27 protein-coding genes and 2 pseudogenes are annotated in these 22,684 nt (G+C 67.3%); 20 read left to right on the top strand and 9 right to left on the bottom strand.

The window, feature by feature from the left end; translation table 11 throughout:
* Nucleotides 1-196: 196 nt before the first annotated feature.
* The 4 genes from ACFYUZ_RS38735 to ACFYUZ_RS38720 form a co-directional block, all read right to left on the bottom strand.
* Complete coding sequence (locus ACFYUZ_RS38735; protein ID WP_389317774.1) at nucleotides 197-430, bottom strand: DUF6207 family protein; 234 nt, start codon at nucleotides 428-430, stop codon at nucleotides 197-199.
* A 436-nt stretch (nucleotides 431-866) separates the two neighbouring features.
* A complete protein-coding gene (locus ACFYUZ_RS38730) occupies nucleotides 867-1,541 on the bottom strand; it encodes a peptidase inhibitor family I36 protein (protein ID WP_389317771.1) in 675 nt (224 codons plus the stop codon).
* 166 nt (nucleotides 1,542-1,707) lie between these two features.
* Nucleotides 1,708-2,691, bottom strand: a complete 984-nt coding sequence (locus ACFYUZ_RS38725; RefSeq protein WP_389317768.1) for a CU044_5270 family protein — start codon at nucleotides 2,689-2,691, stop codon at nucleotides 1,708-1,710.
* Entirely contained in the window at nucleotides 2,688-3,317 is a 630-nt protein-coding gene (locus ACFYUZ_RS38720; protein WP_389317765.1) for an RNA polymerase sigma factor, read from the bottom strand. The genes ACFYUZ_RS38725 and ACFYUZ_RS38720 overlap by 4 nt, the downstream gene beginning before the upstream one ends.
* A gap of 163 nt (nucleotides 3,318-3,480) precedes the next feature.
* Between ACFYUZ_RS38720 and ACFYUZ_RS38715 the strand changes: the two genes are divergently transcribed.
* Complete coding sequence (locus ACFYUZ_RS38715) at nucleotides 3,481-3,909, top strand: Uma2 family endonuclease (RefSeq protein ID WP_389317762.1); 429 nt, start codon at nucleotides 3,481-3,483, stop codon at nucleotides 3,907-3,909.
* Between the two features lie 208 nt (nucleotides 3,910-4,117).
* Here ACFYUZ_RS38715 and ACFYUZ_RS38710 read toward each other — a convergent pair whose 3' ends face one another.
* Complete coding sequence (locus ACFYUZ_RS38710) at nucleotides 4,118-4,282, bottom strand: hypothetical protein (protein WP_389317758.1); 165 nt, start codon at nucleotides 4,280-4,282, stop codon at nucleotides 4,118-4,120.
* 157 nt (nucleotides 4,283-4,439) lie between these two features.
* Between ACFYUZ_RS38710 and ACFYUZ_RS38705 the strand changes: the two genes are divergently transcribed.
* A complete protein-coding gene (locus ACFYUZ_RS38705) occupies nucleotides 4,440-5,360 on the top strand; it encodes a hypothetical protein (RefSeq protein WP_389317755.1) in 921 nt (306 codons plus the stop codon).
* A 1,111-nt stretch (nucleotides 5,361-6,471) separates the two neighbouring features.
* Here ACFYUZ_RS38705 and ACFYUZ_RS38700 read toward each other — a convergent pair.
* Nucleotides 6,472-6,717, bottom strand: coding sequence for a hypothetical protein (locus ACFYUZ_RS38700; RefSeq protein WP_389317752.1), 246 nt, complete (start codon nucleotides 6,715-6,717; stop codon nucleotides 6,472-6,474).
* Nucleotides 6,718-6,843: 126 nt separating this feature from the next.
* Here ACFYUZ_RS38700 and ACFYUZ_RS38695 point away from each other — a divergent pair, with 126 nt between their 5' ends.
* Nucleotides 6,844-7,941 (top strand): hypothetical protein, encoded by a 1,098-nt coding sequence (locus ACFYUZ_RS38695; RefSeq protein ID WP_389317749.1) that lies wholly within the window; start codon nucleotides 6,844-6,846, stop codon nucleotides 7,939-7,941.
* 218 nt (nucleotides 7,942-8,159) lie between these two features.
* Entirely contained in the window at nucleotides 8,160-9,410 is a 1,251-nt protein-coding gene (locus ACFYUZ_RS38690) for a pentapeptide repeat-containing protein (RefSeq protein ID WP_389317746.1), read from the top strand.
* Nucleotides 9,411-9,457: 47 nt separating this feature from the next.
* Here the strand turns inward: ACFYUZ_RS38690 and ACFYUZ_RS38685 are convergent, their stop codons facing one another.
* Nucleotides 9,458-9,886 (bottom strand): recombinase family protein, encoded by a 429-nt coding sequence (locus ACFYUZ_RS38685; RefSeq protein WP_389317743.1) that lies wholly within the window; start codon nucleotides 9,884-9,886, stop codon nucleotides 9,458-9,460.
* 592 nt (nucleotides 9,887-10,478) lie between these two features.
* Between ACFYUZ_RS38685 and ACFYUZ_RS38680 the strand changes: the two genes are divergently transcribed.
* From ACFYUZ_RS38680 to ACFYUZ_RS38610, 15 genes and pseudogenes are all read left to right on the top strand, one after another.
* The gene (locus ACFYUZ_RS38680; RefSeq protein WP_389317740.1) at nucleotides 10,479-10,808 is read left to right on the top strand and encodes a hypothetical protein; all 330 of its coding nucleotides are present in this window, start codon (nucleotides 10,479-10,481) and stop codon (nucleotides 10,806-10,808) included.
* Nucleotides 10,795-11,649, top strand: a complete 855-nt coding sequence (locus tag ACFYUZ_RS38675; protein ID WP_389317737.1) for a helix-turn-helix domain-containing protein — start codon at nucleotides 10,795-10,797, stop codon at nucleotides 11,647-11,649. Before ACFYUZ_RS38680 ends, ACFYUZ_RS38675 begins: the two co-directional genes overlap by 14 nt.
* A 472-nt stretch (nucleotides 11,650-12,121) precedes the next feature.
* Nucleotides 12,122-12,877: a hypothetical protein gene (locus ACFYUZ_RS38670; protein WP_389317734.1), complete on the top strand. Its 756-nt coding sequence runs from the start codon at nucleotides 12,122-12,124 to the stop codon at nucleotides 12,875-12,877.
* A gap of 111 nt (nucleotides 12,878-12,988) precedes the next feature.
* Complete coding sequence (locus ACFYUZ_RS38665; RefSeq protein WP_389317783.1) at nucleotides 12,989-13,234, top strand: hypothetical protein; 246 nt, start codon at nucleotides 12,989-12,991, stop codon at nucleotides 13,232-13,234.
* On the top strand, nucleotides 13,165-13,701 hold the full coding sequence (locus ACFYUZ_RS38660) for a DUF6247 family protein (protein ID WP_389317731.1): 537 nt from the start codon (nucleotides 13,165-13,167) through the stop codon (nucleotides 13,699-13,701). Before ACFYUZ_RS38665 ends, ACFYUZ_RS38660 begins: the two co-directional genes overlap by 70 nt.
* A 2-nt stretch (nucleotides 13,702-13,703) precedes the next feature.
* Nucleotides 13,704-13,958 carry a hypothetical protein gene (locus tag ACFYUZ_RS38655; protein ID WP_389317780.1) on the top strand — a complete coding sequence of 85 codons (255 nt, stop codon included), beginning with the start codon at nucleotides 13,704-13,706 and terminating at the stop codon, nucleotides 13,956-13,958.
* 148 nt (nucleotides 13,959-14,106) lie between these two features.
* A complete protein-coding gene (locus ACFYUZ_RS38650) occupies nucleotides 14,107-14,304 on the top strand; it encodes a DUF6207 family protein (RefSeq protein ID WP_389317729.1) in 198 nt (65 codons plus the stop codon).
* Nucleotides 14,301-14,516: pseudogene (locus ACFYUZ_RS38645) on the top strand (hypothetical protein); the annotation flags it as partial. The gene ACFYUZ_RS38650 and the pseudogene ACFYUZ_RS38645, both read left to right, overlap by 4 nt.
* 93 nt (nucleotides 14,517-14,609) lie before the next feature.
* Complete coding sequence (gene nrdR / locus ACFYUZ_RS38640; protein WP_389317777.1) at nucleotides 14,610-15,068, top strand: transcriptional regulator NrdR; 459 nt, start codon at nucleotides 14,610-14,612, stop codon at nucleotides 15,066-15,068.
* On the top strand, nucleotides 15,056-15,475 hold the full coding sequence (locus tag ACFYUZ_RS38635) for a hypothetical protein (RefSeq protein WP_389317726.1): 420 nt from the start codon (nucleotides 15,056-15,058) through the stop codon (nucleotides 15,473-15,475). Before nrdR ends, ACFYUZ_RS38635 begins: the two co-directional genes overlap by 13 nt.
* A 446-nt stretch (nucleotides 15,476-15,921) precedes the next feature.
* Nucleotides 15,922-16,266: pseudogene (locus ACFYUZ_RS38630) on the top strand (vitamin B12-dependent ribonucleotide reductase); the annotation flags it as partial.
* Nucleotides 16,267-16,650: 384 nt separating this feature from the next.
* Nucleotides 16,651-17,202: an RNA polymerase sigma factor gene (locus ACFYUZ_RS38625; RefSeq protein WP_389317723.1), complete on the top strand. Its 552-nt coding sequence runs from the start codon at nucleotides 16,651-16,653 to the stop codon at nucleotides 17,200-17,202.
* Nucleotides 17,199-17,840, top strand: a complete 642-nt coding sequence (locus ACFYUZ_RS38620; RefSeq protein ID WP_389317720.1) for a hypothetical protein — start codon at nucleotides 17,199-17,201, stop codon at nucleotides 17,838-17,840. The genes ACFYUZ_RS38625 and ACFYUZ_RS38620 overlap by 4 nt, the downstream gene beginning before the upstream one ends.
* Nucleotides 17,841-18,122: 282 nt before the next feature.
* Complete coding sequence (locus ACFYUZ_RS38615) at nucleotides 18,123-18,296, top strand: hypothetical protein (protein ID WP_389317717.1); 174 nt, start codon at nucleotides 18,123-18,125, stop codon at nucleotides 18,294-18,296.
* 280 nt (nucleotides 18,297-18,576) lie between these two features.
* Nucleotides 18,577-19,908: a hypothetical protein gene (locus tag ACFYUZ_RS38610; protein WP_389317714.1), complete on the top strand. Its 1,332-nt coding sequence runs from the start codon at nucleotides 18,577-18,579 to the stop codon at nucleotides 19,906-19,908.
* A gap of 202 nt (nucleotides 19,909-20,110) precedes the next feature.
* Here the strand turns inward: ACFYUZ_RS38610 and ACFYUZ_RS38605 are convergent, their stop codons facing one another.
* Together ACFYUZ_RS38605 and ACFYUZ_RS38600 are read right to left on the bottom strand one after the other, a co-directional pair.
* Entirely contained in the window at nucleotides 20,111-20,419 is a 309-nt protein-coding gene (locus tag ACFYUZ_RS38605) for a hypothetical protein (RefSeq protein WP_389317711.1), read from the bottom strand.
* A 295-nt stretch (nucleotides 20,420-20,714) separates the two neighbouring features.
* Nucleotides 20,715-21,404 (bottom strand): hypothetical protein, encoded by a 690-nt coding sequence (locus ACFYUZ_RS38600; protein ID WP_389317708.1) that lies wholly within the window; start codon nucleotides 21,402-21,404, stop codon nucleotides 20,715-20,717.
* Between the two features lie 100 nt (nucleotides 21,405-21,504).
* Between ACFYUZ_RS38600 and ACFYUZ_RS38595 the strand changes: the two genes are divergently transcribed.
* Entirely contained in the window at nucleotides 21,505-21,774 is a 270-nt protein-coding gene (locus ACFYUZ_RS38595) for a hypothetical protein (RefSeq protein ID WP_389317705.1), read from the top strand.
* Nucleotides 21,775-22,684: the final 910 nt, after the last annotated feature.

Below are 22,684 nucleotides of genomic sequence, written 5' to 3'. Positions count from 1 at the left end.
GCGACCGGCATTCTCCTGGCCCACCTGCTCGCCGACGACATGAACCAGCCCACCGTCCACCACACAGGCCAGTGGGAGCACGCAGCCCCCGTGGCACGGCACGCACTGCCCTAGAACCATCCGAGCCCGGCACACCCGTGCCGGGTTCACCCTCCCGCGGGCGCCTGCTACGCCGGGGCGCGTACCGCCTCGCGTGCTACCGATGTGCCGTTGGAATATGCCGACAGGTCCCGGATCGACGGAGGTCGGCGTACAGCCGCGCGCTCACCCCGGGCTCCCCGGGGATACGCCGCACCTTCGGGATGCCCGAGGTCGCCCACCGGCTGGTGATCTCGGCCGCGGCGGCCTGCATGGTGGCCTCGTCGAGGCCGGTGATATCCAGGACGACGAGGCCGGGCTCGCTGAGGTGGATCGGGTCGATCGGTTCCATGCTGTGTGAACGCGGCGTCGACGGAGCGGGTTCAGGGCCGGCGCCGGAATCACCTGGACGAGCTGTGCTTCGGCTCGGCGCCGTCGCACGAGCTGAAGCGCACCGGCGGGAGGCGGCCGAGGGGCTGGCCTTGCCGGAGCCACAAGCTGCTGGTGCCTGCGGGACAGTGACGGCCATTGGTGGCACGGTGGTGGCGGCACCCTGGTGGGTTCAGAGTAGGCAGGCGCCGGGACCTCTGAAAAATTGGCACGGCTGGCATGTCCAGTGCAGCGGATGCGGGGGTAGGTACAGTCACGTGGCAGGGGGCCGGAGCCACTGGCATTGGCTCCGGCCCCCTGCGTTCGACGGGCGGTGTCGGATCAGCTGGTGTCCTCCACCTGTCTGCTCAGGACGCCGACGGCTGGGGCGTCGTCAGCGCGAGAGTTCTTCCCGCCGGTCACATCTCCATGTAGTCGGCCTTGTCGTTCCAGGTCCCGCCGGTCGGGTAGCTGACGTTGGGGAACTTGTAGCAGCCGAGGTTGCCCAGGGCCATGTACGGGTCGGGAAGGCCCGTGCGGGCGTCGTAGACGAGCGCACCTTGCATGTCGCGGTTGACGCAGCCGGCGCTGGCCTGGTCCCGGAAGCCCCAGTCCCCGAGCTGCTTGGTGCCCTTGGCGGACCACTGGAGCCGGCGGCCGGTGTAGTCGGAGTGCTCCCACAGGCAGACCCACCCGTAGGCGCAGTCGGTGAGCGCGGTGGGACCGAGCTGTCCGCTCTCCTTCGCCGACAGCCCGGCGCCGCCGGTGCTCTTCGTGAGGGCCGGGGCGAGCGAGGCGAGCGCCTGGTCGGCCTGCTCGGCGGTGTCGTAGCAGTAGACCTCACCGCTCGGCACCTCGGAACAGGCCTGGGCGCCCTGCCAGCCGTGGGCCAGGTCTATCTTCTTCCCCTTGTAGGTGGCGATGACCGGTTTCGACTTGGCGAGCTGCTGTTGCAGCTGGGTCTCCTTGGCCTGCGAGGCGAATCCGACCTCGGGCGAGGCGGAAGGCTCCGGTGCCGCGGTCGCGGTGGCCGCGCTTGCCGTCAAAGCGGATAAGGCGGTGACGACCGGGACGAGAGTGCGTCCAAGGCGCATGCTGTTCCTCCTGTGGTGGGTTGGGCGAGTGATCCACAGGAATCCCACAGCAAAGTCCGGGTAAAGGCGGCGCCCGCGACCGGGGATGGCGCGTTCTCGATCGCAATCGCCCTAATGTTCGACCTTGTTCGATCTCTGTCGACGATGTATCCCTACGCGTGAGTTCTTACGGGGTCTGTCCGGCTTCGGCGACGATTCCGCTGCTGACGAGGGCGACGGAGGTCACGACGGTGCCGGCCTTGCCCCAGGCGCTGTCCTTGAGGAGGACCGTGCGCTCGCCGAGAAGTCGGGCCGTGCTCGTGTCGAAGATCCACTCCTTGCGTTCGCCATCGTGCACGCGGGCGACGGCTACCCCGCGGCGCCCGGCCGCGTCCACGGTGTCGGGGACGACATCGACGCCGGGGATGAGCGCGGCAGCGCGGTAGAGCGCGGCAGCGGTGGCGGGGGGAGTCACCCCGTTGCGCAGCAGATCGCCGATCGTGACGAAGGCCTCCTGGTCCGGGCCCGTCGTGGAGTCCGAACCGGCCCCGTGGTTCTTCTCGGCGTCGTCACGGATGAGCTTCAGCAGGGCGTGGGGATCGGCCGGCAGGGCGGCCAGGAAGCTGTATGTCGGCGCGTTCAGGCTGCCGGGAGCGGCCGGCAGCAGTCTGTCCTTGCCGGCCTTGCGCTGCAGGGCACGCTCGCTGCCGTCCACCGACGTCCACTGCTCCATGCCCTCGTCCTCGCGTAGGAGCTCCATCTGCCCGGCCTTGTTCTCCGACAGCACCGAGGTGTGGCCGACCGTCTTGACGTACACGTACTGCCCGTCGACCACCTTCGTCTGCGACGTCGCACTGGCCGCCAGCGCGGCCCTCTCCAGCACCTGCACCGACGCCGCCGAGGCCGGAGGCACGTTCGGGGCACCGGTGGTTCCCGAGCCGAGGCTGAGAACGACCACGGTCGCGCCGGCCGCCACCGCCGCGCCCAGCACCAGCACCATGCGCCGCCTCGGCCGCAGGACGGAACGGGCGCTCGTCTGCCGGTCGATCTCACTCAGGAGATGCCGACGGCGGGCCTCCGTCCGTCCGGGCACCGGGTCCGGATAGGCGGCTGGCGGCAGCACCCGCCTGGCCTGCTCCCGCTCCGCCTGCTCCCGCTGCTCCGCGTTCATCGTGTACCCCTCCTGTGGGAAGCGCGGGCTGCTGCCGCCCCGCTATCCGGTATGTGTCCGCTGCCGCCCTGCGGTTCCATCACGCGCGGATCTGCCGCCAGCTCCTCGTCGACGAGCCGGCGCAGCTTCTCCCTCGCGCGGGAGAGCCGGGAGCGCACGGTGCCCACGGGGATCCCCAGCGCCTCGGCGACCGCCGCGTATCCCAGATCGGACCAGACGACCAGGGCGAAGACCTCGCGCTCGGTCCGCTTCAGTCGCTGTAGCGCACGGGCTGCGGCGGCCAGCCGCTGCGCGTCGGCCATCTGCCCGACCAGCTCGTCCGCGAAGTCGGGCGACGTCTCGGGGAGAGACAGCCGGGACATCGCCTCCCGGTGCCGGCGGGCCGACCGGGCGGTGTTGCGCATGACGTTGGTCGCGATGCCCAGCAGCCATGCCCGGACGCTTCTGACTTCCTCGCGCAGCTTGTCGCGTAACCGCCAGGCCTCCAGGAAGGTGAGGGACATGACGTCCTCGGCGAGGGCCCAGTCGCCCGTCGTGCGGACGGCATGGGCGTAGACGACGCGCGCATGCTCGTCGAAGATCTCAGCGAACCCCGCCCGGTCGCCGGACCGGACCCGTTCATTCAAGGGAAGCTCCACAGCAAGAAGTGTCCGCACGGCTCCGTCGGTTCCACTTCTCCTCCGGTCAGGGCAGGGCAGGCCTGGCGGAACGGTAGCCGGAGAGGTGATCGCGTCGGATAAGTGCAGAGGGTTATCCGACGCCAGGCGCTCACGGACGGGGCATCAGCTGTTGCTCGACGCCTCCGGGCGGAACCTGCTGGAGGCCGCGGCCCACGTGGCCTGCGCACCGGTCGAGGTCCTGGAAGCCGTCAACGTGACGCTGCCCAGCGGCCTGGTGGTGCCCGACATTGTGGTCGTGGACAAGGCCGCGGCCACCGAGGACAGCGTCAGCGTCGACGCCGACGCGGTACAGCTCGTCGTCGAGCTGGTCTCGCCCGGCAACAAGACGATGGACCGGAAGTTCAAGCCGATGCTCTACGCCGAGGCCGCCATCCCGTACTTCTGGCGCCTGGAGTTCGACCCCGCGCCGCGGCTCATCATCAGCGAGCTCGACAACGGCCGGTGCATCGAGACGACCACCGCGCTCGCCGGCGCGGCGACCCGGCTCGACACCCCGTTTCCCTTCGACATCGACCCCGCTGGACTCCCCCGGCAGTAGACGACCGCGGAACACCGAGGCGGCCCCCGGCAGGGAAAATGCCGGGGGCCGCCTCGTGCCCAGAGTAGGACGCGGCCTTCCCTCCGGACCTCCTGCACCTGGTCGGCGGCCTCAGCCAGGGCGTGCCCTCCCCTGTTTGGGTGGCTCTAGGGGGCTACTGAGATGCCGCGCCCGGCAGGCCCGGACGCGGCATCCCCCGGTCTTCAGGTCAGCACGAGAAGACGGACACGTGGACCAGGTGGAGCAGTTCGCGGACCAGACCGCCGGCCAACGTGGCGGAAGCGGCGTAGATCGAGGCCTGCCCGAGGCCCTGGACAATACGGTGGCGGGCGCGTCGCCGCTTCGGGGCGGGACGGTGCGTACGGTGGCACATGACGGTCTCCGTTCAGGGGATGAGTCGGCTGCCCCCGCACCGGGTGTTCCTGCCAGGGATATGGTGCGGGGCGCAGTTTCTGCTGGCCCCAAGCCTTATGGCTGACGTGGGTTGAATGCAGCTTCCGGGCCTCGAATCTCGATGTAAGTTCGGCGCCATGAACGGGAAGCAGGCCACCACGTGGGTTGAGGGAACCTCGGCCGATCTGGTTGCTGACGGACTCGCGCTGGGCGTGAAAGCCAGTCCCAGGATGGTGACCTCCTGGGTCGAGGACGGCATGCTCGCCAACCCAGAGCCGCGCAAGACCAGCGCGCACGGCAGCGATCCGCGAGTCTTCCCGCCCGAGCAACGCGAGTTGTTCACCAGACTTCTCGAAGCTCGAGAGCGTTCCCCGTTGGGCCGCATCCCGCAACGCTCCCTGATCCGTGTCGTGCTGTACCTCTGGCTGATCGACGACACGATCGTGCTTACCCCGCAGGCGCGCCGAGCCTGGCGTACCCACGCGCGCGCCACCGGTCAGACGACCGCCGTTCGGCGCAGGGAGAACGTCCGCGCCATCGTCGAGCAGCTCGCTCACGCCTCGGCCACTCCCAAGCAACGGCGCGCCGCCCAGCTCGTCCTCGAGGAGGGCGAGCGGACCGGCCGGATCGACATGGACAGGCTGACCGTGGTCCTCACGGAGTTGCACTCGCCTTGGTCCGTGCAGCCTGGCATGCCGAGGATCGAGCGAGCTCTTCCCGGTCCCTTCGGGCCGGTTTCCGTCCAGCACCACATCGCGATGTGGAAGGCCAAGGAGCAGACAATCCGCCGCCTCCGGCACGAGGAGATCGACGAAGCCGAGCTCGACCGAGTGCGCGCCATCTACAGACCGATGTGGGCCGACTATCAGGCCCGTCGGCCCGCCATGGCGACCGTCGGCGCCGGAGAGTTCGCGGCGTACTTCGCAGAGCCCGAGACCATGGAGGGCCGCGCGATCGAGGCGGTCAACGCCTTCGTGGAAACGCTCGCCGGCGCACTCGGGCTGATCGAAGCCGCCTCCCATGCCGCAGAGACGGCACGCCTCAAGCTGGCGCGCTGACGATCCCCGAGGTCGGCCCGTCGCATTCACCCCAGGGAGAGTCTCGCCATGCTGTCGGATGCAGTGAGAGCGGAAGCCAGATGGCACCCGGGGTGAACCGTGCCGCAGCGCTCCACCGAGCGGCAGAGGTGTGGTGGGGCCGTGGCGTGCGGTAGGCCGCGGGCCACGCCCTGCGGCGGCCGGGAGGCCCCCCTGGAGCCGAGTGGCGGGGTGTGGCCGATATACGCGTCAAAGGGGCAACGGGATTCTCATGAGGGCGCTGACTGGGGGCCGGGGCCGTCAGTTCTCCACGCGGTACATCTTCGGCGTAGGGCACCCTCGTTTGCTCCGGCGTCGGTGAGAAACAGCGGTGCCTCCGACGTACTGCCGATCGGAGCCGACATAGCTGTCGCCACAGGTTTTGCAGTCCCATTTGTAGAGGATCGTGCGAGGCACGGCGTCGGTCTCACGGTTGGACGTGATTGCCTTGAGCAACAGTTTCAACGGGTTCATAGTCGGCGTTCTCCTCGGTCTGAGTGACCTCGCCCTCGCAGGGTCCATCACATCGTTCCCTAGGGGGCTGGGGAGGTGAAGCCAAAGCCATCATTGGCTGATCTTGAAGCCTTGGGCCGCGGCGCTCTACGGGCCTCGGCCTCGCTCCGGCGTGTGTCTGAGGTGCGGTAGGCCGCGGGCCGCGCCCGGCGGCGGCCGGGAGGCCCTCCGGGGCCGAGTGGTCGTCGTCGGTGAACGCGCGGTCCGCAAAGGGTCCGTACCCGGAGGCGTCGAGCGCGGACGCGCTCGTCCGCATTACCCCTCCTCCCGCACCGGCCCGCCGACCTTGCCCCGACGGCGAGGAAGGCCAGGTGGAGCGGAGTCATGGAGGCAGGGCCGTTCTTCTGTCGCCGGGCAGGTTCCCGGGTTTCGCCCCTTCGCGGTTCTCGTGGCGCCCCGGACAGTACGGCTCGTCCGGTGACCTGAATCACATCGCGTCCGCCCACCCTCGGGGCCCTCCAAGCACCCCTTGGGTCGGTCCGGGTCGTCGGGACAGCGTGGCCGTACGGGTGGCTTCGCCGGAGATCAAACGGGGGATCGGTGACGGCCCCCACCGCCCTGACTCGACGGCCTAACTCACTCACCAAGGGGAAACGACCGGGCCCGGGTTCGTCGAAGGCGAGGCAGGGGACGCCGCCTGTCCGAAGCCAGGGGTGAGCAGCAGTGCGAGGAGCGTCGCGACGGCTGCTCCTGAGGCAATCGATGCCACCAGGTCCCCGCGGCCAGCGGCGCCGTGGGCCCGGGCGGTGTACTTGAAGACCGACAAGCCGACGACGTAGCCCACGACGATGAGCAGGGCCGCCAGCGGCGCGATCTGGATGGTCACGACGTTCTCCTCGCTATGCCCGCCTGAAGCGGCGGTTCACCTGTGCCGGGTGGCACGACGTCATGTCACCAACAGGGCTATGGGCGGGGCGATCCGGGAACTTAGCGAGGTTCTACGCTCGGCCCCATGGCGAGGACCACAAGCACGGCGATGCGCGAGCTGATGGAGCTGTCCGGTGCATCTCAGTCGCAGATCGAGCGGTGGCAGCAGCAGGGATTCTTGCCGCGCTTCCCCCGCGCATACGCCGGAGGCGGGGGCAGCCGCTCGGTGCTCAATGAAGAGATCACGGAGCGCGCGCACCTGCTGGCGGGTCATGCACGGCAGGGCACGCTGGCGCTGGGCTCGATCTCGCTGATCGCCACCCTGGCCGAACCTGACATCGAGCTCCTTCGAGAAGCAGTCCTCAAGAACCTCACCGCTCTGCGCAAGCGGGCTGGCATGAATATCACGGCCTCGTCACCGGAGGAGGCCGGTCTGTCTCGGTTGGCCGCCGCCCAGCGACGAGCCCGACGCGAAGGCCGGGCATGGAATCTCAAGGACTTCGAGACGGGGCCGGTGAGGACGGGGTCAATGGATCCACTCGTCGAAGTGTTCGCCCTACTGAACCGGGACAGTGACGAGGAGATCAACCCGGACGACCTGGAGACCGCGGTCGACGTCTTGGTGAAGGGCATGACGGTGAGCGGGCCCGGCTTCGGGGAGGGATTCCCGATCGGCTTGCTGGTGTCGATGACCAAGCCTGAGGGGCTCCAGGAACTACGGGACGAGATCCGTCGGATTCTGCTTGGCCGCCGGACGTTCCCAGGGCAGTGCGAACTGGTCCGAACCGTTCCTGCCGACCAACTGATCCGGGCCTGCCGTCTTGTTCCGCTGGCACGGCGGGTTCAGATCGCCGCCGTGGCGTCCGCGCGTATCGCCCAGATGCGTCACAACGGGGAGAGGACTGAGAAATCGTCCAGCGGGTGGCAGGACCTCGGTATGTCATACGCCGACATGCAGCGGATGACCGAGCACCCGATGTGGAAGAGCTGGGGAGAGATGCTGGCCGGCGGAGGAGTGCACGACAGCGGAGACGGTTTGAAGATCGTCCACTGTCTGGAGAATCCCGCCACTCTGGACCAGCTGGAGGGGTACATCGAGTTCCTGGTGTCGCTGATCCCGGCGCACGCCTTGCATCGGCTGGCCTCGTACCAGGCCAAGCCTGGGGACATCACCGTGAAGTGACGTCCTGTTTCATGAGTGGTGGGTGATGCTCAGGTCGACCGTGTTCCGGCACGCGGCGGGGTACTGACTGGCCACCACTCGGACGTCATCCATCCCCAGCAGGGGGTTGAAAAGGTCCCTCGGATCCCGAACCTCGCTGCAACCACCGGTCCCCGAGCCTTGTCTTCAACGTCATGGCAGCCAACCGCGGGCCGCGACCCGCCCCAAATGATCGGGAGTTGCGGCTGTGGAAGGTCGGCCGCGCGCTTGGTCTCGCCTTCGCCGCAGCGGTCCTGACCTCAGCAGGCATCTTCTACGGCCTGGTGGTGCTGCTCGATTTCAAGGAGATCGACTCCACCACGAAGCTGGACGCGCAGACGCTCTTCGACCTGGTGAAGCTGTCCTTCGGCGTGGTCGCCGGGGCCGGCGCGCTCGTCGCCCTGGTCGTCGCCTACCGCCGCCAGCGTGTCGACGAGGCAGGCGCCCACCGCGAAGCCACCCGGCTACACACCGAACGCTTCTCCCAGGCCGTCGACAAACTCGGCTCGGACTCCCCTGCCGTCCGCCTCGGCGGTGTCCACGCCTTGGCCGGCCTCGCCGACGACGCCCCCGACGTCAACCTTCGCCAGACATGCATTGACGTCCTGTGCGCCTACCTCAGGCTCCCTCACACTCCCGACCCCGGGACCGCCGAGCTGGAGAATCACCACCTCTACCTCGCCCTCCGCGAGGTACGGCACACGATCCTGCGCCTCATCGGCGACCACTACCGCCGCCCCGAGGGAACCCGTCACTCCTGGCAAGGCTGCGACCTCGACCTCACCATCGACGGCAACATGGACTTCAGCGACGCAAGGTTCACCCGCGGCACCGTGACCTTCAACGGCGCATCGTTCTCCGGCAGCACGGTGATCTTCAGGGACGCCACATTCTCCGGCGGCACAGTGTCCTTCAGCGGCGCGACGATCTCCGACAGCAGGCTGCTCTTCAACGACGCGATGATCTCCGACAGCACGGTGCTCTTCAACGACGCGACGATCTCCGAAGGCTCCGTGGTGTCCTTCGCCCACGCGACGGTCTCGGGCGGCTCGGCGTACTTCGGGGACTCGACGATCTCCGGCGGCTCGGTGTACTTCGGGGACTCGACGATCTCCGGCGGCTCGGTGTACTTCGGGGACTCGACGATCTCCCGCGGCACGGTGTACTTCAGCGGCTCGACGTTCTCCGGCGGCTCGGTGTACCTCGGGGACTCGACGATCTCGGGCGGCGCGGTGGACTTCGGGGACTCGACGTTCTCCGGCGGCGCGGTGTACTTCAATCGCACGACAATCTCCGGCGGCACGGTGTCCTTCGGGGACACGACGTTCTCCGGCGGCACGCTGGACTTCAGCAATACGACGGGGCCAGCTCCGACCGGGCTTCTCACTGCCGTCGGCAGTCCTGTACCGACGACCGTGATCCTTTCCCAGGCCTGGGCCCCGATTCCATAGTTGCTGTGAGGCGAAATCGGTCGCCTGCGCCCCCTCCTCAGGAACGGCTACCGGACGCTGGATTCGAGGATCTTCGAGGCACGGGTGCGGCGGGTCTCCTTCTTCTGCGCCCGGTCGAAGGCGGAGCGCACCCGGGCGGCCTCCCGCGCGGCCGGGTCGATGATCCGGGCCACCGTGGTCGGATGCCACTTCCCGCCCCGCTTCGACGGCAGCCCCTCGTCATTGAGCCGCCGGCAGATGGCGCGGGCGCCCAGGCCCTCCTCGTCGTGCCACTGCAGGATCAGGTCCTCAATCTCCTTCTCCGGGGCGAGGTCGACGAGCTCGCCGTCGACGGCCTGCTGCCCGAAGCGGGGTGCGCCGTACGCGTAGCCGCCCTGTTCGCCCTGGGTGGTGCAGCCGTCGCGCAGACGTTTGCGGATGAGGTCGCGGTCGAGCTGGTGGAAGACGCCGCGCATCTGCCGCATGGCGGTGCGCATCGGGGCGTCCTCGTCGTCCTCCAGGTGCTCGCCGTGGTCGGCGGTGAAGAGCCGGTCGCCGAGCGCCCAGGTGTAGGCGAGGACGGCCTCCTGGACGGTGAGCCCGTGGGCGAGTTGATCGAGGGCACAACGGCAAGGGCCCGCCCTCCTTCGAGGACACCCGAGTGGGGGTGTCCATGAAGCAGGGCGGGCCCTTCGGGAAGCCCGTTGGCGCGGTACTTCCTGTCACACGCATGTCCGAGGTAGGGACGAGCGCTTTCGCCAGCACGCGGCTGACTGGTGTCCATCATTACTGATCAGTTGAGCGATGGCCATTGTTAGGCCGTTCACGTCCGCCCATGACCCGTCTGTAGCGCTCTGACCTGTGTAAACACCTTGTTTACCAATCAGTCCGGAAGGAGTGGATGAAGGGCAGACATAGACCTCTGTACAGGTATGCGGTGCCCCGCAAGACTGGTGTCTCGTCACATCGCACCACCGCATGGGAGTTGGCGCTCCCGGTGGCGCATCCGAGGTGCACGGGGTCCTTGCGCAGATCTGTGATCGCAAGCCTGAGGGCCCCGTGCTTCGTGCGATCACGAAAGGAACGACCGTGCAGTACCTGGTTCATCCTCTCGGCGGGGTCTGCTTCCCCTCTCCCCTCTGGCCGGTTCCCCAGTGGCCCGACACCTTCGGTCCCGCGGTCCGCCGTCTCGTGGCCAAGGCCCGGCGCTACGCCGCGAACGCCGTCAAGCTCGCCACCTACACGGCGACCGGCACCGGCACGGCCTTCACCGGACTGGCGGCCGGCCTGCCCCCGGCGGAGGCCATCTCGCTGGGCCTGAACGCCGCCAGCGCCACCGCGGCCTTCTGGCCGCTGGCCCCCCTCCCGCCTGTCGAGGCGGACAACGAGTCTGAGGCGGTCACCGATGCCTCGAACTGACGCCCCTATCCACCCGGAGGCCACCCCGCAGCTGGAGCGGCTCGCCAGCTCGCTTCGGCAGGTCAAGGAGACCTCCGGCCTGTCCTACCGCGCCCTTGGGAATACGGCCCACTACTCGGCCGCATCCCTGTCCCAGGCCGCCTCCGGCAGGAAACTCCCCACCTGGGCCATCACCTGGGCCTACGTCCGGACGTGCGACCCGGACGCCGACCGGGACTACTGGCACTCCCTGTGGGAGAGCGCGGCCCAGGCGCAGGCCGAACTCGCTGCGGCCCGTGACGCCGCCGACACCTCCGAGGAGGAGTCCTCCCTCCTCCCCGAGCAGGGCCGCCCGCCCATCCGGATCCTGGTCCAGCAGGAGGTGGACCGTCAGCAGCAGGTACCCATGCCTGGCACGCTCGACCTCGACACCGGACGCATGGCCCTCGTCCTGTGCACCTCGGCCGCCGACTTCCGCGACCTTCTCGCCGACCTCGCCGGCGGCCACTCGCCCGACCATCTCAAGAAGAAGGCCCGCCGCAAGAACCGCGCCCTCGGCCGACGGGACATCCGTACCGTCCTCGAAGGCCCGGCCCTGCCCACCCCGGAGGTGCTCCACGCCTTCCTCGTCGCCTGCGACGTCGAGCAGCGCCACTACCACGAGTGGCACAGCACCCTGACCCGGCTGCGCATCGCCCAGATGCCCGTCATAGAGGGGGACCCCGACGAACGCGGCATGGCACGCAACGTCAGGACGGGCCTGCGCAGCGGCCTCAGGAGCGCCCGCGACAACCTCGACACGATGATCAGCATCATCACGCTGATCCTGATGATCGTCCAGATCATGCAGGGCAAGGCGTAATACCTCCAAGACCATGGGGTGGTCCCGGAACACGATGACGTTCCGGGACCACCCCATGGCGCTTCCCAGCCGCCGGTATCTACTGAACCCTGCCCCTCAGAACACGCTGCCGGCGCCGCTGATCGCGAACCTTTTCCCCGGCGCGGGCCGTGCGGTTGATCTGCGGGGTGGACGCCTTCCTACCTATGACCGGTGCCCTTCCCGACCAGACGCGACTGCCGATGTCGGCAGTGGAATGGCACCCCGCAGGCGGTATCCGCCCCACCGCACTCACACGGTGACTCGCCCGGCGCCGTGTCGGTGGCGATCCGGCTGCCCCTGGCGCTGCGCCGGAGGGGTCTTTCGTTGAGGAGGTGTTCCTCGCGAATAGACGCAGGTCAGCGTCATGATCCTGAGCTCCGATGTTAGGTTTCATGTACGTGCCGTCAAAGGAGACTTGACGGTGCGTCGGTTAGTTCGCCATCATCTAGGCATGAGTTCTTCTGACAAAGTGACGTCGCCCCCGGCCGCTGCGGGGCTGGCTGGCCGCGTGCCCGCTGGCGAGTACGTCGCGACCGCGCGCCGGGTGGCGGAGATCTCCGCGGACCTGCAGCGGCTGTCAGTGATCGCGGAACGCGTCCGCGGTGTTCCGTGGGAAGCGATCGGCCAGGCACACGGAGGCCTGTCCCGTGCCGCGGTCCACAACCGGTACGCCCAGGCGGTCAAGTCGTGGGAGGAAGAGCACCCGGGCACTCCCGAAGAGCAGTTCACAGTGGTGGACGTACAGCTCCAGGGTGCTTACGCCGAGATCGACCTCTTGCTGGAGCGGCAGCGCGAACTGTCCCGCCTGTCCCATGCCACGGTTTCGGTCGCTGAGAAGCCGACGAGCGAGCCCACGGCCCGGGACTCACAGCTTCTTTACCAGTTCCTTGCTCGTCATCTTGAGCCGAGAGACTGCGATGTCGCTGCGCGGCTGGCGAGTGAGTCCTGGCAGCGCAGCGCGGACAGTTCGGAAGATCCGCTGGACAGCGCGAACATCGCGAGGCTGCTTCAGGAGTCTCAGTCCCTTAGTGCAGCGACCCGTGAAGCCCTGCCCGGCGATGACTGCGAATTCGCGACTCGGAGAGCGGAGTCGCGGCTGCCGCTGCCTCAGGCGCGTAGGGACCTGGGCCTCGAAGCGCGGGTCGCAGCCTTGGAGGAAGCGGTCGAGTGGCTCATGGCCGAGAGGAAGCGTGAGCACATGACCTGAGAAGCACTCCACCGACTTCTGGGGAGCTTGTGGTGGGCGCATCCAGAAGCCGGTGGAGGAACCACCTGTGCAAGATCACTGACATGTCAGATCACCCTGTAGGAGGTTCTAGTGGCATCGATTATCCAGCACGACACCGTGGAGCGGGAGGAGGGGCCCTCGCGAATCGCGATGACCCTGGTGTTCCTGGCCGTGGGGTTCCTCGCCGGAACTTACTGGGCGGACCCTGTGGGGTTCCTCAGCACGGTTGAAGCGTTTGCCCAGTCGGTCTACGACGGTGTCATCCAATGGGGGGTAGCAGTGGTTCTGACTGCCGTCGCCAGCTGGGTCGTGGGACGCAAGCGCACGAACCGGTAGTCCGGCGAGCTGGCACGATGCGCGGGGCCGCCCTTTGGCCGGCCCCGCACTCATTAACCCACCACGGTAGAACTGTTGTGAACGGGTTCGGCTTCCGAAACTCCACGGCCTGGGCCACGGCGCTCTACGGTGGTCGTGCACCCGTCGTAGGAGGAGCCGATGAGCGCTCACCCAACCACGCCCCCGTCGCGCCGTACGCGCCCGTACCCGGCGCCCCGGCCGAGCTTCTCGCCCAGCTGCGGGCCGATCGGCGTGCGGACCGGTGGGTCCCCGCCTTCGAAGGGGAATGGGCGGCCGCGTTGGAGGAGTCGCGTCGGACGTTCTCCTTGAACACCCTCTACGAGGTCGTGCACGTCTGGCAGGCCCGTCTCGCTTCCGCCGCCGCGGTCGAAGCGTTCGTGGTCTCCGGCCACGATGAGACCGGGTTCATCGACATGGCCGAGCTCCGCGGCCGGCGGCGCCGGTGAGCATGCAGCCATACGCGGTCCGCCTCTCGACACCAGCCGCGAAGGTCCTCGCCGGACTTCCCGAGCACGCCGAAGAGACGGTCTGGGACCTGCTCGACGCCGCCGCGGCCGACCCGTGGGGCTTCCGCCAGTGGGACCCCGACGACGCCGAGGGCGAAGACGTCCGGATCGCGTCCGCCGGCCGCCTGTCCGTCATCTACTTCGCCAACCGAGCCCTTCGGCACCTGTCCGTCCTGGACATCGTCTGGCTCGGCTAGCTCCTGATCGTGGCTTCGCGCAAGAGCCGGCCCACGCCCTCCTGCACCAGATCTTCAGCTGGTACAAGGAAGAGAACATGATCTTCAAGGGCGCGGCGATCCCCCACCGTGCCCGAGCCCACTGCCCCCGTGGGGCGTTCTGGTGGGCATGAAACCGATCGGCCCGATCCACCTGTCCGAGCCCGGCCTCGTCGTCCTGGACATCACCGCCGCCGATGAGGCCCCCCTCCATGCCGCGGCCGAGCAGCTCGACCAGCGCTGGGCCACTTCGGGAACCCCGGAGGTGCGCCGGATTCCAGGAGAGCCGGGCGTGAGGGCCCGGCTCTACGCCAACCTGCGGCACTGACACGGCGTATCGAGCGCATCCGCACCACCGCCGGCGTGCATCCGTACGACGAGGTGGCGTGGGAGCGCCGTGACGTCGTCATGACCAACTGGCGCGACGGCTCGATCAACTTCGAGCAGCGTGGCGTCGAGTTCCCCGACTTCTGGTCGGTGAACGCGGTCAACATCGTCACCAGCAAGTACTGCCGCTGGTCTCCGTGTCTGGCGCAACGGTAGTGGCTTTCGAAAGTTTGCGCCAAACACATGTTCGAGTATGGATTGTGGATCACCCTGCTGCTCCGCTGTCCGTCCGTTACCAGGGCTGCCCTGAAGTACCCCGACAGCCGCGTCGTCGACAGTCACACCACCGACGACGGGACGTCGATCCGACGCCGTCGCCAGTGCCCCGACTGCTCCCGTCGTTTCACGACGGCGGAGACGTGCTCGCTCATGGTGGTGAAGCGTTCCGGCGTCACCGAGCCCTTCAGCCGTACCAAGGTCATCTCCGGTGTGCGCAAGGCGTGCCAGGGGCGACCGGTCACCGAGGACGCCCTCGCCAAGCTCGGCCAGCGGGTCGAGGAGGCGGTGCGCGCCACCGGGAGCGCCGAGCTGACCACCCACGACGTGGGCCTGGCCATCCTCGGCCCCTTGCAGGAGCTCGACCTCGTCGCCTACCTGCGCTTCGCGTCCGTGTACAAGGCTTTCGACAGCCTCGAAGACTTCGAGGCCGCCATCGCTATCCGAGTGAGATCAAGAAAGTGCAGGAGGAGCAGGTGGACGAGGTGATCATCGTATTGAGTGACTTGGGCTTTGACGCGGTCTTGAGCTGTGGTGATGCCACGGCCCTGCGTGTGCGACACGCCGAAGGACTGGAAATGCCTGGAACCCCAGATCTAGTGGTTCTATGGCACCTGCCGCCCAGAGGTAGTGGTCCCTGGTCCGCCGGGGGCCACTTTCGAACCTATGCTGGTGGCTGCTTCTTCGAGACCGGTCTTCAAGATCTCCGCCTCAAGGTGGGGCGGTCCCTGGTTCAGGGAAACGGACCGGAAACGGAGGGGCAGATGATGCCCGAGAACGAGCAGCCACCGGCTGGTCAGAAGAAGCGCCGCATTTGGCAGGCGGTGATCGACTGGCTGGCGCCGCTGCTGGTCGCGGAGATCATCGACAAGGTCGTGACCCTCTGGCTGAGCTAGAGGTGACCGAGGACCGGACGAGATGGTCGGCTCATGACTGAGCCCGACCGCGTGCAAGTCGGCCGGGCTTCGTAGTCACGCCTTGAGGCGAGGGCCTGGGACTGGCTGCAACCGGTTCCGGCCCTCGTCTTTCCACCCCCGCCGAAGCGGCTGTAGACAGAGCGTCTACGCCAGGTTAGCCGAGCCAGGCACCGATAGGCACCAGCGGACCTCGGCCAGGACCGGTGAGCCTCAGTGAGGGCGCGTGAGACTAGAACACGGCGCCCCGCCCGTAGTGCCAGGCCGTTTCCTCCCTGGCCGGGACACTTCTGGTGGAGGGCCAGGCCGCTCGACGCGCGGTCGTCGTTGCCAGCCCCCTCACCGCCGCGGCCCTGCGCCGGGGTTCGCTAATCGACTAGCGGACCTCTCCTGCAGCCGCCTGGCACAACCACCCCTCAGCCCAGCCGAAGCAGCTCATCGACCGGATCGTGAAGACGTACACGAAGGCCGGCGAGGACCACGGTTACTTCGCCTCGCCCGCCGACGCCGAGATCTTCGAGCACGAACTGGCCTGCGCCCTCCTGCACCAGATCTTCAGCTTCAACTCGCCGGTCTGGTTCAACGTCGGCACGCCCCAGCCGCAGCAGGTCTCCGCCTGCTTCATCCTGTCCGTCGACGACTCCATGGAGTCTGTCCTCGACTGGTGCAAGGAAGAGGACACGATCTTCAAGGACGGTCTGCGGACCTCGCAGACGCGGAGTCGAGGGAATCCCCTGCGCTCCAGTCTTGGTGGCGCTGGCCATCCAGTGAGCCGTACCTGCTTTCGGCTCCGGCACGGAACCGGCACTGGCCGTCCTCCGGGCCGCGCCACGCACATATCCCCTGCTTACGAGGGGGGTGGGCATCGTGAGCAGGTCTTCCTGCGGTGCGGCTCGGGCTGCTCGGCCGGGAGCTCCGGAAAAAACTTCCGTGACGGCATCCGGATTCCGGGTGCGAGATCCGTCTAGTGATCGAGGGCGTCAGTCCTCATCGCTGAAGGACTCACAGGAAGGGGCCGGGCTCATGGCTTGGCTTGAGGGTGTGGAAGAGGGAGCGGCGTCACCGCCGCTTCGGCTTCTAGGCAGCGAGCGCTGGCCGGCGGAGAGCTGGGAGGCGGTCGGTAGCAGTACGTCGCTGCCGTCGATGCAGGAGGCGGCGTGACCGAGGAAGGATGTCCGCCGACCTACGACGGCGACCCAGAAGTTCGCTTCGCGGAAGTTCGCGGGCCGATGTTCCGCACCGCGTTCGCCATGGGCGGGGACCCGCACCTGGCGGATGATGCGGTGCAGACTGCACTGATCAAAGTGCTTCGAAAATTTCCCGATCTGTCGGTGGTGAGCCCCGAAAGGCTCACTGTCTACAGTAAAGCGGTAGTGAGAAACGCTGTTCGCGACGAGTTCCGAAAGAACAGCAGAGGGAAGCTGCAGATCATTCCCTCCCAGCCGGAGGACCTGCCCGATTCGGTTTCGGTCATGGGTCTTCCAGAAGGTGTCTACGAAGAGCTCCGAGCGGGTATTCATGAGTATGTTTATGAGTTGCCCCAACGTCACAAAGAAGCGGTTTTCCTTTGCATTTTAAGGAACGTGCACCCTGCGGATACCGCTGATGTCATGGAAGTAAGCGAAGCGACGGTCAAGAGGTATCTCAACTCGGCGCTTCGCATGCTGCAGAAGAAAATGAGTCCGTCTTCCGAGGAGGTGTCGGCGTGAGCAGTTGGATGATTCCGGAAGGGCGCAATGCCCTTGTGCGGCTGGTCCTGCTGGAACTCTTCGAGCAGGTCATGGACGACAGTTACGGGACGCGGGCAGTCCCGCCACAGGAAGGGGGCCGGCCTTCGTGCCGGCCCCCGGCCGGGGGACATGGCGCGATCACCCGCAAGCAGCGCAACCTGCTCTCGGAACTCGCATGCCTTCTACGCCGGAACCGTCAAGGCACTCCTCTGCGCCCCGCAGAACAGCGCCGTGTCGCCGAGCTATTCGAACTCTTCGAAGCGCAGACACTGGCAGTCCTCTGGTGGAAGAAAGCTGCCGAATCAGGAGACGAAGACGCCAAGGCGTATCTGGAAGTCCTAGGAGAAGAGAAAGATCTTCTAAACTTCCAGTGCGACGCTCGTAAACAGGACCCACTGGCAGAACTGTCTAGTGCTCTGAAGGAGGTGCTGGAAATGCTTGAGAGAGTCGAAACTCCTCGATCTCTAGATTTGGTCTGCAGAGTTCGCGAGATCTCTCACTGTGTCGTCGAATCTGGCGTGCCCGATCGTGTCGATAAAAAAGAGCTGGACCGGCTGATCCGAGAAGTGGAAGAGCACTTGGCCAACCAGGTGGCCAATGGAGGAAGGCTGATCTGATGGCATTTTCTATTTCCGTAAAGGTGGTGTTCGTCTTCTAAGGAAAACATGCCCATGCCCTTTTTCAGGGCGTGAGAACTTCAGCGGGTTGCGGCGGTCGTCCCCAGGACGGCCGCCGCGCCGCGTTTTGAAGCCCCTGCACAGAAAACCACCAGACCCGATTCACTTCCGGGCCTCAAGCAACGCACAGCCCGGCAGACGAACCGCCCGCTTCCCAGCCACACCTCGAACCCGGCCCACGAAGCCCCACCCGACTACCGAACCGACAACCTGGAGAAGATCGTGTCCACGCTCACCCTGCTCGTCATCATGCTCCTGACCTTCACCGGCCTGCTCAGCCTTGGAGCCCTCGCCTACGCCGCCTACCGCCACCCCAAGCTGGCCACACCGCTGATGGTGGCCGGCACCTTCGCCGCCGTGTTCATCGGCGCCATTGCCATGGTCGTGACCCGGTGAACCATGCCACCGGACCCACTGCTCGACCACCTCCTTGATCTCAGAACGCCCAGCGGTGGTGAGCAGGGAAGCTCCCTTCACCACCGAACCAGGGGGGCGGCTTCGGGGCCGGGTGCGTCGTCGGATGTCAGAGGCGGAGGGCCCGCGCACCGTCGGCTTGGCATGGGGACATGCGAACTTGTTGTCCGGATTCGTATGGCTGATCCTATGTCTGATGGATTGTCAGTGCCCGGCTCTACCTTCGAGGAAGCGGTCTGTCGAAGAGGGAAGGCGGGACACGTTGGCGAACATCGTCTGGCACGAGAAGTGGGGCATCGAGCTGGACCTGACCCGGGACGACCTCGGGCACGAGAGCATCCCGGGACTGTGGGACCTGCTCTATCAAAGTGATCGGATCGACGCGCTCAGAGGCGTGCCGGTGGCCAAGCGGGGACTGCTGTGTGGCGGGGTCTGCCGGAAGGCGGGCGTGGCCGCATGGATGTACCTGCGGGAGCGGGGCGGCCGTCGCGAGGCCGTGCACGAGCGCTCCGAGGACGAGGAGCGCCACCGCGCGCCGCTGTCGGACGAGCACAAGGCCTACCAGGAACGGATCGTCCGCACCGCGGAGCGCGACGGCTTCCCCGCGGACATCGAGGTGCGCACGAGCGTGGGGCCTCGGTCGTGGATCCAGACCGACACCCTCGTCCGGGGCGCGGGCGGCCGCCTGATCGGGTGGGAGGTACAGCTGTCGTCCGCCGGCGTGGAAGGCCCGCGGAGCGTGAAGGCCCGCGCGGCGAAGGCGGCGAAGTACGGGATCACACCGGCCTGGCACACAGACCGCTCGGACTACGCGACCCGCACCGACACCCACTGGACACGAAGCGACAACCTGCCGGCGCAGGTGATCGCGAAGTCGGGCGACCTGCGCGTCGTGTCGGGCTACCGGGTACTGGAATTCTGGCGCTGCGACGACCGCGCCCTCTACCGGTGCCCCGAGACCCAGCGCCGCTGCGGCCGGACGCACGTGACCCCCAAGCCGCGGGACGTCTTTTTCGACGACCTGGTACGCAAGACAGCGGCCGGACTGATCGTCCCCATCGAGCACCGCACGGGGGCCAAGACACAACGGTTCTGGGTGACGGACGCCGACCAGGAACGGCTCGCGGACCACAACAGCGGCCGCCCGGTCCTGCCCTCGGTCGAGCCGGAGGACGAGCGCGATCTGCCCACGGGCGCCAGCCACCGCGCGCCCACGTGCCGGCCCTTTGCCCAGACAGCCGCCATCCCCTCCGCTGAACCCGCCCCCACGATGCCCTCGATCCCGATGCAGCCGTCACCGCTGGTCCGCCCGATCGGGGCATGGCCCTCCTTGTCACCCACCCCTGCGCAACCGGCGCCGCGTCCCGCAGCGCCGGCGGCTCCCGCGATCCCCCGGCAGCCAGGCCCAGATGACCGTGCCGACGACGCCCTGCTGGACTGGCGCTCGAGTGCCCACTGGGCGCCCGAGCAGCGGCCGTGCCGGTACTGCTCGGTCGCCACGAATCTTCGAGATGAGGACGGCGTGCCGTCGCACAAGACATGCGCGGAGGTGCGGGGGCCCCGGCGCCAGCGGCCTGTCGGCCCTGGCGCGTAGCGAACCTGTACGCAGCCGCACTGCCATGCCGCGAGGCCGCCGACGCCCCGGCCGGGGCCGGACCCGACCAACTGGCCCCACCAAGCCGCTACATGACACTCTCGCCGACTTTTGGAGAGGGGATGATGAAAAGGGGTCTGGCCACCCCGTTAGGCCGCCAGATCGCCCTTCATGACCTTTCTCGGGGCACTGGGCGGTTGCTCTAGTCGATGAGGCCACTCTTCTCGATCAGGTGCGTCGCGAGAGTGGTGACGCCGAGAAACGTGGCCGCAGCCCAGACGAAGGGCTCTCCCACGTCCTTGGTGACGTGGTGGCCGACGACGTAGGCCGCGAGGGCCGAGGCGATACCCACCGCCACGGCCAGGAGCACGGCCAGCACCCTCACCTTGGCGCCCTGGGAAGGCGGGGGAGAAGCGGGGACCGGGTCGTGCGTCGACAGCTGGGTGGCACCGGTGTGCCCCGTTCCACGCTCGCCAGCCCGCTCAGGCTGCTCGTTGATGTGTACCGTCATGGACAGGCCCTCCTGGGGTCTAGGGGCCTGCCTGCCACGATCCGCCAAGATTTCCGACGGGCAGGCCCCGAGCCATTCCCCGGCCAGTGGAACGGCTCGGGGCTGCTTCACACACCGCCGCCCGCGCGCTGCGACCGGAACGAGGGTGTACTCCGCTGGGGGAGTGAGGCGACATTAGCCCCGGATCTGCCGCCATCCGGACCCCCCACATGTGGGGTTACCAGCGAGTTAACCAATGCTGCGGTCATAGGGCGTGCGCGCCTACGCGCGCGCGTAGGCGCGAGAGTGACGCAGCTCACTTCCTGGGGCGCTTCTTGCGCCTACCGGATCCCTTCGCGAGAAGCTTCGGACGGACCCGGGGGGCAGTCTGGTGCCGCTTGCGCCCCCTGCCCCGACGGCTGCTTCCGTGATTGGGCTTGGGGAGTTGCTGGCTCAGGCCGTACCGACGCAGGACCTTCCTGCGTTTGTGGTCGGCTTCCACGAGCCACTGGTCATACTCGGCTTCGGTCAGGTGCTGGGGAGGCCGGCTTCCCTTACCCCGCCGGGTGGCGATGAGTTCTCGCTGACGCTGTGCTTGCTGCAGAGCCCGGCGGACCGAGGCGAACCATTTAGTCACCCGCGACTCGGTGTAGCCGCTCAGGCTGGCGAACTCATCAGCCTGGATGCCGGCACCCATGGCCTTGCGGACAAGTGCCTGAGCCTGCTTGGAGATGGCCAGGTCTCTTCGGGTTACGCGATGGCGCCGCTGGTTGATCAGCTCGAGCCGGTGTTTGGCTTTGTCGGTCGGAACATCCCGCGCCTGGTCCTTCTGCTTGCTGAGCCAACGAGTGATGGTCTCGAGCTTGTAGCCGGTGGTCTTTGCGGCTTCCTCGAGGCTGATTCCGGCTTTCACGGCTTCTGCGACGCGTTTTCGGACCTCGAGTAGATGTTTACTGTCGGTCGAACGCAGGCGCTCGCGACGTCGAGCGATACGGATCAGGTGCACCCGTAAGCCCTCGGCCACCTCCTCCCGCGTGGGTCTGTACTGCCTGCTTGGTTCATGCACCACGACCACCCCCTCGGCGGCATCTTGCCAAGGAACGCTGATGGACGATCTGCCGTCTCTCATCTACCGCGCGTTGCGCCGGACGTATGACGAGATCATCCGCGTTTGCACCACCGGCACCAGCGGTCCGTGGAAACGGCCTGCCGTCCGCGAGTTCGACGCCGACCACATCGGAATCCCCTCCGGCCAGACACCCGTGCCACCCTCGCTCACGACCTCCGGGCTCTTCGTCTGGACCTCTTGTCCGACAGCTCCAGCCGGGCCCGAAACGCGCACGCCTACCCGCTTGCGGATCTCGCATACGCAGTGATCATCGCCGAGCAGGGCGGAGAGGGTGTACCTCCACGTCCGAGCCAACGTTTTCTCCGATCTTGGGGGAGCGGGGACGAGCTTCCTGGACGGAGTCATCGTCAGGACCCAGAAGGGAGTGGGCACGCTGCGAGGCGACGAAATCGCCCCCCCGGGGTGCTTTCCAGACCGAGTACCTGGATGAGATCCGCCGTTACCCGCTCGCCTCCCGGGTGTTCTTCCCGTGCGTCTGACGGAACGGTAGGAGGGGGATAAAATCCCCTCCCACGACCCCTGAAAGACCGCCACTTGAAAGGACTCTAACTGCCGGAGGAATCTAAATACGTATTTCGCATCCGGGAGTGAGGGCCCTTTCTTATGCGGTTTGTGTATGGGGTTTTGTTGGGTGGTTAGATAGGTTGTGGGGGTGGGGTTATGAGGTTTTGTCATATGGGTCCGTCAGCCTGTTTTCCGGGCCCGGGAACCCGAGCACCTCCCTTTCGCTGCGTCTTTTTGGTTTAGACCACCTGTCACATGGTCAGGGCGGGCCGTCAGCACGTGGCGTGATCCTCCCCGGTACGTTCGGCGGGATGGACGTGGTAGGGGAGCGGGGTACATACTGTTACTGGCAAGAGAGCGCCGGCCCGCATCCGGTGCCGATGGCTCCGCAGTAGACAGCGGCAGCGGACACCGGGATTCAGCAGCCGAGTAGTGCTCTGAACAGCCAAACTGCCCTCGCAGGGGGCGTGTCAGGACCGCAGATAGCGGCGTCGGCCCCACCCGTAGACCCGCAGGCCCGGGTCAACCGGGACAGCCCCGCAGTCACCGCAGGTGACTGCCCGCCGGGTCGTTCCCCCCTGCGCCGCGCAGCGGCGCGGCAGCGCTGGGAGTGACGCAGTCACTCCGCGTCGTGTCTCCGCAGGAGACCGCGC

The sequence above is a fragment of the Streptomyces sp. NPDC004266 genome, from assembly GCF_042874095.1.
GTDB lineage: Bacteria > Actinomycetota > Actinomycetes > Streptomycetales > Streptomycetaceae > Streptomyces.
This window is presented reverse-complemented; position numbering and strand designations above follow the sequence as displayed.

Bases quoted from the DNA above. Each gene is read 5' to 3' on its own strand.
- ACFYUZ_RS38655 (WP_389317780.1), top strand. From the start codon at position 13,704: ATGCAGCCATACGCGGTCCGCCTCTCGACACCAGCCGCGAAGGTCCTC.
- ACFYUZ_RS38675 (WP_389317737.1), top strand. From the start codon at position 10,795: ATGCCTCGAACTGACGCCCCTATCCACCCGGAGGCCACCCCGCAGCTG.
- ACFYUZ_RS38705 (WP_389317755.1), top strand. From the start codon at position 4,440: ATGAACGGGAAGCAGGCCACCACGTGGGTTGAGGGAACCTCGGCCGAT.
- ACFYUZ_RS38710 (WP_389317758.1), bottom strand. From the start codon at position 4,282: ATGTGCCACCGTACGCACCGTCCCGCCCCGAAGCGGCGACGCGCCCGC.
- ACFYUZ_RS38685 (WP_389317743.1), bottom strand. From the start codon at position 9,886: ATGCGCACCGCCATGCGGCAGATGCGCGGCGTCTTCCACCAGCTCGAC.
- ACFYUZ_RS38725 (WP_389317768.1), bottom strand. From the start codon at position 2,691: ATGAACGCGGAGCAGCGGGAGCAGGCGGAGCGGGAGCAGGCCAGGCGG.
- ACFYUZ_RS38730 (WP_389317771.1), bottom strand. From the start codon at position 1,541: ATGCGCCTTGGACGCACTCTCGTCCCGGTCGTCACCGCCTTATCCGCT.
- ACFYUZ_RS38670 (WP_389317734.1), top strand. From the start codon at position 12,122: ATGAGTTCTTCTGACAAAGTGACGTCGCCCCCGGCCGCTGCGGGGCTG.
- ACFYUZ_RS38650 (WP_389317729.1), top strand. From the start codon at position 14,107: ATGAAACCGATCGGCCCGATCCACCTGTCCGAGCCCGGCCTCGTCGTC.
- ACFYUZ_RS38605 (WP_389317711.1), bottom strand. From the start codon at position 20,419: ATGACGGTACACATCAACGAGCAGCCTGAGCGGGCTGGCGAGCGTGGA.
- ACFYUZ_RS38735 (WP_389317774.1), bottom strand. From the start codon at position 430: ATGGAACCGATCGACCCGATCCACCTCAGCGAGCCCGGCCTCGTCGTC.
- ACFYUZ_RS38595 (WP_389317705.1), top strand. From the start codon at position 21,505: ATGGACGATCTGCCGTCTCTCATCTACCGCGCGTTGCGCCGGACGTAT.
- ACFYUZ_RS38695 (WP_389317749.1), top strand. From the start codon at position 6,844: ATGGCGAGGACCACAAGCACGGCGATGCGCGAGCTGATGGAGCTGTCC.
- ACFYUZ_RS38660 (WP_389317731.1), top strand. From the start codon at position 13,165: ATGGGGGGTAGCAGTGGTTCTGACTGCCGTCGCCAGCTGGGTCGTGGG.